The organism is Peribacillus sp. NPDC058002 (assembly GCF_042886655.1).
GTDB lineage: Bacteria > Bacillota > Bacilli > Bacillales > DSM-1321 > Peribacillus > Peribacillus aracenensis.
Map to the genome: position 1 here is coordinate 1 of NZ_JBHVQU010000552.1, position 1,025 is coordinate 1,025.

Genomic DNA, 1,025 nt, shown 5'->3' on the forward strand with positions numbered 1-1,025 from the left:
GTTACGATCACTATTCTATTTTTGAGCACATATTAAAGCTCCTCTCCCTATTCATTACTGTTATTAACCAGTTTGTATCATGGGCGTTACCCATTAACACCGTTCAACTCCCAGCTTATTACAATTTAGCAAAATTAAGAAATCCAGTAATCTCCCCTTTTTTAATCAGAGACAGGACTTTATCGATATTTTATTTCAGTATATCGTTCTTTTCTGAAAATAATTAAAATCATCTACACCAATATTTGTGATAACAACGTTTTTAAGATTCCATAGAATATTTGTAATTCTTCTCGTCTCTTTACCCTTACCGATTTCATGGGGTTTTAATTGCTCGTCTATCTATGCTGAATTAATTATAAGGAAAAGAAAGCAAAAATTAAATATCCCAATCTCTCAGTGATATAAATGAGAAATTGGGATATTTATAAAATTTAGAGCCTGTCTGTTGCTCTAACTCTATAAGGCAGCACATGTTTTAAAGCGGTGGATTTTGCACACCTAGATGAATCCAATCTTCTTTTGGCGGCCCATAAACCCCAGAAGGTTTTATTCCTGCTTGTCGCATCAGAACCGTAACTTGTCCGCGATGATGAACAATATGCTTGATTAGCCCCATAAGGATGGAAGCATTTGTTTCCTGTCTTCCAAACGCTTCTTGTATTTGTTCCAGGGATTCGTCTGTCCATTGCTGTTCAATGATTTTTGCTGCGTGAGAACTGACATTTTTAAAAGTGATGGCAATTTCCCGGGCTGAAGATGGAACGTTTTCCGAACTTTCTATCCGTTCTATCTTTAACCCGAAATGGGCTAGATAATCTGGAATATTCGTGGTGAAATGCCATGCAATTCTTCCTAAAGTGCGACCTTCGGGATAAACTTGTTGATCTAATGAATCATCAGTCAAACCATCCAAAACATTTTGAGTCAGTATGGCTTCTTTATTCCATTCTTTAATAAAATCCGAAATTGAAATATACATATAATGCCTCCCCTATTTCGTTAGATAATTATTTACTCAAAGT

At 35.6% G+C, this 1,025-nt stretch carries 1 protein-coding gene; it reads right to left on the reverse strand.

Going from position 1 to position 1,025, the window contains the following annotated elements; all coding sequences use genetic code 11:
• Positions 1-478 precede the first annotated feature (478 nt).
• A complete protein-coding gene (locus ACFVSH_RS27045) occupies positions 479-982 on the reverse strand; it encodes a DinB family protein (protein ID WP_387598243.1) in 504 nt (167 codons plus the stop codon).
• Positions 983-1,025: the final 43 nt, after the last annotated feature.